The 4697-nt window shown below is 70.0% G+C and carries 3 protein-coding genes; 2 read left to right on the plus strand and 1 reads right to left on the minus strand.

Features of this window, described 5'->3' with window-relative positions; translation table 11 throughout:
* Window positions 1-235: 235 nt before the first annotated feature.
* Window positions 236-1558 carry an ABC transporter substrate-binding protein gene (locus tag AC31A1_RS47085; protein WP_489659207.1) on the minus strand — a complete coding sequence of 441 codons (1323 nt, stop codon included), beginning with the start codon at window positions 1556-1558 and terminating at the stop codon, window positions 236-238.
* A 492-nt stretch (window positions 1559-2050) separates the two neighbouring features.
* Between AC31A1_RS47085 and AC31A1_RS47090 the strand changes: the two genes are divergently transcribed.
* Both AC31A1_RS47090 and AC31A1_RS47095 read left to right on the plus strand, forming a co-directional pair.
* The gene (locus tag AC31A1_RS47090; RefSeq protein ID WP_489659208.1) at window positions 2051-3094 is read left to right on the plus strand and encodes a LacI family DNA-binding transcriptional regulator; all 1044 of its coding nucleotides are present in this window, start codon (window positions 2051-2053) and stop codon (window positions 3092-3094) included.
* Window positions 3095-3262: 168 nt separating this feature from the next.
* Window positions 3263-4687: a GH1 family beta-glucosidase gene (locus tag AC31A1_RS47095; protein ID WP_489659209.1), complete on the plus strand. Its 1425-nt coding sequence runs from the start codon at window positions 3263-3265 to the stop codon at window positions 4685-4687.
* The last annotated feature ends 10 nt before the right edge of the window (window positions 4688-4697 follow it).

A 4697-nucleotide genomic window follows, 5' to 3' on the forward strand; every position in this document is an offset into this window, starting at 1 on the left:
GACGTGACCCGGGCCGGGCACCCGGCCCGGGTCACGTCGTCGCGGTCGGTCGCCGGTCCGGCGGACACGGTGCGGCGGCGTCCGGTGAGTGTGCGCCGAACACCGCGGAAAAGACCGGCACTTGACGACCGGGGCCGGTGCGGACGGCCCCGCGCCTACCGCGGGAGCCGCCGCGCGGCCCCACGCACGCGGCGCGGTGCGGGCGGCCGCCGGGCCGCCCGCACCGCGGCTTGTGTCAGCCGATCACCTTGTCGATCGAGTCGGTCGCGGCCTTCCACGCCTTGGCGGGCTTGGTGCCCCGCTGCTCCATGTTGTTGATCTGCGTGGAGATCGTGTCCTTGATCGTGCCGTCCTTCGCGCCGAGCACGGCCTCGGGGATGGCCTTCGCCTCGTCGGCGTAGATCTGGCCGATCGGGGCGTCGCTGAAGTACGGCAGCGTGGCGTTCTTCACGCTGGCGAGCTCGTAGGCGCCCTTGTTCGACGGGAAGACACCGATCGCCTTGAACACGGCGGCCTGCTGCTCGGGAGCGGTCAGCCACTTGACCAGGGCGGTGGCTTCCGTGACGTGCTTGCCGGTCTTGGGCACGGCCAGGAACGAGCCGCCCCAGTTGGCCGCGCTGGTGCCGGGCGCACGAGCGATGTCCCACTTGCCCTTGTAGGCGTCACCGGAGTTGATGGAGATCTGGCCGGCCATCCAGGCGGGGCACGCCACGGTGGCGATGGTGCCCTTGCGCAGCGCTGCCTTCCAGGCGTCGCCGAACTGGGGCAGACCCTCGGTCAGCTTCTTGGACGCGGCTTCCGCGGCCAGGTTCCAGCCCTGCTGCACGGCCGGGCTGTCCTTGTAGACCGCCTTGCCGGAAGCGTCGTAGTACTGCTGCGCGGAGGAACCCACGACAGCGTTGTACATGGCGCTCGCGGAGTCCATGAAGTACGTGCCCTTGGCGGCCTTCGCCTGGAACTTCTGGCCCAGCTTGAGGTAGTCCTCCCAGCCGCCCGCGACGGCCTTGGCGACCGACTCACGGTCGCTCGGCAGGCCCGCCGCCTTGAAGAGGTCCGAGCGGTAGCACAGGGACATCGGGCCGATGTCGGTACCGGCGCCTATGACCGAACCGTCCGACGCGGTGGCCTGCTTCTCCTTCCAGGAGACCCAGTCGCTCACGTTGATCGTCTTGCTCAGGTCGGTGAACTTGGCCGCCTGGGTGTCGACGACCTCCTTGATGCGGCCGACCTCGATGCCGGTCACATCTCCCAGACCACTGCCCGTGTTCAGCTGCTGAAGAAGCTTCGGGTAGTAGTCCTGCTCGTTGGCGGTGGTGTTCTCCTTCACCGTGATGTTCGGGTGCAGCTTGTGGTACTGGGCGAACAGGCCGGCTTCCTTGTAACCGAACTGCCCGAAGTCGTCCACCGTGAGAGTGATGTTCCCGTTCGAGTCCTTGGCGTCCGAGGAGCTGTCGTCGCTACTGCAGCCGGTCAGCAACAGGGCGGAGGCCGTCAGGACCGTCGTGGTCACGGCCGCCACTCTGCGGCCGCGGCCGCCGGCGGTACGGGTGATGCTCATTCCACTACTCCTTGTTCCAGTGGGGAACGGGATCTCAGGAATCGGACCGCCGAGGCTCGACGATCCGGACCTGCCCTCTCGTTGCGAGCAGCGGCCGGCCCACCGCACACGACGTGCGGTGAAAAGGTGCTGGTCAACGGTGTGCCATGCGAGACAGAGGGACGGGCCGTTGGTGGTTTCGTCCACACGGAAGGAAGCCCCCGAGGTTCCGTGGGACCGCTCCCACGCGGCATGCCGGAAGACTCCTTCGTGCCGGGCCGGGTGTCAAGACTTGAAAACGGCGTTGTTGCGCAAGCGTGTTCCGCACGTCACGTGAATGTGTCGCTCCACAAGGCGTCACCGACCCGACACGAACCGGTCCCGCACAGGATTCACGCAGGTGATCCAAGGGTCCGTCCCGCGGTCGCGGCGCCGGCGTAGTCCGCCCGGGCCGTCGCTCGATTTTCTGGGCAAGAATGAGGCAAGTCCCCACTGATCGCCGGAAGGTGAACGATGAGCCCTGCCGAGCAGCCGCCCCCGCGCGCGGACGTCCGGCGCCCGACCCTCAACGCCGTGGCCGCGCTCGCCGGCGTCGGCCGCGGCACGGTCTCCCGGGTCATCAACGGCTCCCCCAAGGTGAGCGCCCACGCCCGCGCGGCCGTGGAACGGGCGATCGCCGAACTCGGCTACGTCCCCAACCCCGCCGCCCGCTCGCTGGCCACCCGGCGTACCGACTCGGTCGCCGTGGTCGTCCCCGAGGGCGAGGACCGGCTCTTCTCCGAGCCCTACTTCTCGGGGATCATCCGCGGCGTGTCGGCCCAACTCGCCATCGCACAGATGCAGTTGCTGCTGGTCCTCACGCCGGACGAGAAGGAGTACGCCAGGCTGGCCACCTACCTGTCGGCACACCGGGTGGACGGAGTGCTGATCCTCGCGGTCCACAGCGGCGACACGCTGCCCGACCGGCTGCACGAACTCGCCGTACCGACCGTGCTCGCCGGCCGGCGCGGCCACGGGGAGTCACTGGGGCATGTCCGCGCGGACAACAGCGGCGGGGCCGGGATCGCGGTCGAGCACCTGCTGGCCAAGGGCCGCCGGACCATCGCCACCATCACGGGCCCCCTGGACATGGACGCCGCCCAGGCCCGACTCGACGGCTACCGCGAGGCGTTGGAGGGCGCGGGCATCACCGTCGACGAGGACCTGATCGCGTACGGCGACTTCCGCGAGGAGGGCGGACGCGCGGCCATGCGGGAGCTGCTGCGCAGACGGCCCGGCCTCGACGCCGTCTTCGCCGCGTCCGACGTGATGGCGTCGGGTGCCGTGCTGGAGCTGCGCGCGTCGGGCCGGCGAGTGCCCGATGACGTCGCCGTCGTCGGCTTCGACGACTCGATCGTGGCCCGGCACATCGATCCCCCGCTGACCAGCGTCCGCCAGCCGCTGGAGGAGATGGGCCGCACCATGGCGAGCATCTTGCTGGACGAGATCGCCCAGCGCAGCGGTGGCCACCGTCAAGTGGTCCTGCCTACGCGGCTGGTGGTGCGGGAGTCCGCTTGAGCGGTATCCCCCCGAGGGGTGTCTGCGGCGATCGTGCGCACGCGACGGGCGGAAGACGCCGGGGGGAGCGAACGTCGGGGGGAGCGAACGTCGGGAGGCGCGAACCCTTTGCTCATGGGAGCGCTCCCATGCATAATGGGCGCCACTCGACCCCATGGGAGCGATTCCATGCCAGACCTGACGCCCGCGACGTTCCCTCCTGCCTTCCTCTGGGGCGCCGCGACCTCCGCCTACCAGATCGAGGGGGCGGTGCGGGAGGGCGGCCGTACGCCCTCGATCTGGGACACGTTCAGTCATACGCCGGGCCGTACGGCCGGTGGTGAGCACGGTGACATCGCTGTCGACCACTACCACCGCTACCGCGACGACGTGGCACTGATGGCGGACCTGGGTCTGACGGCGTACCGCTTCTCGGTCTCCTGGCCGCGGGTGCAGCCGACCGGCCGGGGCCCGGCGGTCCAGGTGGGCCTGGACTTCTACCGCCGCCTGGTGGACGAGCTGCTGGCCGTCGGCATCAAGCCGGCGCTCACCCTCTACCACTGGGATCTGCCGCAGGAGCTGGAGGACGCGGGCGGCTGGCCGGAGCGCGACACGGCGTACCGCTTCGCCGAGTACGCGCAGATCATGGGCGAGGCGCTGGGCGACCGCGTGGAGCAGTGGACCACGCTCAACGAGCCCTGGTGCAGCGCGTTTCTGGGCTACGGCTCGGGGGTGCACGCGCCGGGCCGCACGGACGCGGGCGCATCACTTCGGGCCGCGCATCACCTCAACTTGGCACACGGGCTGGCGACTTCGGCGCTGCGGGCATCGATGCCGGTCCGCAACTCGATCGCGGTGAGCCTCAACTCATCGGTGGTCAGGCCCGCTTCACTGTCCCCCGAGGACATGGCGGCGACCCGGAAGATCGACGACCTGGCCAACGGGGTGTTCCACGGGCCGATGCTGCACGGTTCGTATCCGCAGTCGCTGTTCGAGGCGACGAGGTCGGTCACGGACTGGTCCTACGTCCAGGACGGCGACCTGACGCTCATTCACCAGCCGTTGGACGCCCTGGGGTTGAACTACTACACCCCGGCGGTGGTCGCGGCGGCGGAACCGACCGGACCGGCCCCGCGGGCCGACGGACACGGCGCGAGTGCGTACTCCCCCTGGCCGGGCGCGGACGACGTCGCGTTCCTCCAACCCCCGGGCGAGCGCACGGAGATGGGCTGGACGATCGACCCGACAGGCCTCTACGACCTGATCATGCGCTACGCCAGGGAGGCTCCGGGCCTCCCGCTCTACGTCACGGAGAACGGCGCGGCCTACGACGACAAGCCCGACCCCGAGGGCAACGTCCACGACCCGGAGCGGATCGCGTATCTCCACGGCCACCTGTCGGCCGTACGCCGGGCGATCACGGACGGCGCGGACGTGCGCGGCTACTACCTGTGGTCCCTGATGGACAACTTCGAGTGGGCGTACGGGTACGAGAAGCGGTTCGGCGCGGTGTACGTGGACTACGCGACGCTGGCCCGCACGCCGAAGTCGAGCGCGCGGTGGTACGGGGAGGCGGCGCGGACGGGGACGCTGCCTGCGGTGCGGGGGGCCTGACCGACGGGGG

Source organism: Streptomyces sp. P5F9 (genome assembly GCF_057961495.1).

What these genes read in the sequence shown, in the direction of transcription:
- AC31A1_RS47085 (WP_489659207.1), bottom strand. Translation starts at nt 1,558, where the DNA reads ATGAGCATCACCCGTACCGCCGGCGGCCGCGGCCGCAGAGTGGCGGCC.
- AC31A1_RS47090 (WP_489659208.1), top strand. Translation starts at nt 2,051, where the DNA reads ATGAGCCCTGCCGAGCAGCCGCCCCCGCGCGCGGACGTCCGGCGCCCG.
- AC31A1_RS47095 (WP_489659209.1), top strand. Translation starts at nt 3,263, where the DNA reads ATGCCAGACCTGACGCCCGCGACGTTCCCTCCTGCCTTCCTCTGGGGC.